At 59.8% G+C, this 1,438-nt stretch carries 2 protein-coding genes; both read left to right on the top strand.

The genetic code is table 11. The features are described from left to right. Positions 1 to 59: 59 nt before the first annotated feature. Complete coding sequence (locus KNN17_RS22235; RefSeq protein WP_241711087.1) at positions 60 to 548, top strand: helix-turn-helix domain-containing protein; 489 nt, start codon at positions 60 to 62, stop codon at positions 546 to 548. Between the two features lie 44 nt (positions 549 to 592). Beyond that, positions 593 to 1,399: an IS3 family transposase gene (locus tag KNN17_RS22230; protein WP_241711084.1), complete on the top strand. Its 807-nt coding sequence runs from the start codon at positions 593 to 595 to the stop codon at positions 1,397 to 1,399. Positions 1,400 to 1,438 lie beyond the last annotated feature (39 nt).

Here is a 1,438-nt window from a genome sequence, read left to right as displayed (position 1 = left end):
TGAACTGCTCCCCGAAAGTTGGACTGAGAATTCAGTTCTGACTTACGGGGAGCAGTTTCATGTTAAAAAGCAGTTCGTTGTCCGAGGAGCAGCGCGCGGCCGCGGTAGCGTTGTTTGAGACCGGTTGGGGCGCGAAGTCCGTTGCCACAAAGCTCGGGGTGAGCAAGCGGGCCATAGGCCGGTTATATGACCGGTGGAGAGTTCGCGGAGGTACAACGCTAGTGGCCAAGCCAACCAAGCGGCAGTTTTCGTTTGAGTTCAAACTCGCTGTTGTGCAGCGGTTTCTGGCTGGAGAGACCCAGGTGGCCTTGGCGCAGGAGTTCCAGCTGTCGTCCCCGCTTCTGATCAAGAAGTGGGCAAGCCTGTATCGGAATGAAGGCGAAGACGGACTGCGTCCGAAGCCCAGGGGCCGCCCGAAGTCGCCTTTCGAGGCGCCGTCGCAGCCTGAGTCAGAACTGCAAAGGTTGCGCCGTGAGAACGAGCGCTTGCGGGCAGAGGTGGCGTTCCTGGGAAAAGTGCAGGCCTTGAGGGACGAGGATCCGCGGTAAAGGTCCGCGCCGTCATCGCTCTCAAGGCCCAACATCGCCTGGAATTGCTCCTGGACATCGCTGGCATTGCCCGCTCGACGTTCTTCTATCACCAGGCCCGGCTCCAGGCCCCCGATCCGCAAGAGGCTCTCAAGAGCGCGGTCACGGAGATCTTTAAGAAGAACCATGGCAGGTACGGGCACCGACGCGTCCACATCGAGCTGGCCAAGCAAGGCTGGAGGACCGCGAAGAAGACCGTGCTGAAGCTGATGCGGACACTCGGGCTGGTCTGCAAGGTCCGGCGGAAGAAGCGCTACAACTCCTACCGCGGCGAACAAGGCGCCGTCGCTCCGAACGTGCTCAACCGGGATTTCGAAGCGACCGCCCCGAACCAGAAGTGGGTGACGGACGTGACCGAATTCAGCGTCAGCGATCGCAAGCTCTACCTCTCACCGGTCATGGACCTCTTCGACCGGCAGATCATCTCGTACACCCTGGGCATCTCGCCGAACCTGGAGCTCACCAACACATCGCTGAGTAAGGCGCTGACGACCCTCAAGGACGGTGAGAAACCGCTGGTGCATTCCGACCAGGGATTCCAGTACCAGCATCACTCCTGGCGGACTCTCCTCAGCGTTGCCGGAGCGGTCCAATCAATGTCACGCAAGGCCAACTGCTACGACAATGCCGTGATGGAAAACTTCTTCGGTCATCTCAAAGAAGAACTCTTCCATCGTGTCCGGTTCATCAGCACCGACGCACTGACAGCGGCACTGCACGAGTACATCCGCTGGTACAACACCGAACGGATCTCGACAAAGCTCGAGGGCCTGAGCCCGGCGCAATACCGTGCCCAGGCCCTCGCGGCTTAGGATCTTACTTAGCCAGTCCAACTTTCGGGGACCAGTTCA

This window comes from Arthrobacter bambusae, from assembly GCF_022606295.1.
GTDB classification, from domain to species: Bacteria; Actinomycetota; Actinomycetes; order Actinomycetales; family Micrococcaceae; genus Arthrobacter; species Arthrobacter bambusae_A.
Note: the sequence above shows the minus strand (reverse complement) of the source record. Positions and strands in the feature narration are given on the sequence as shown.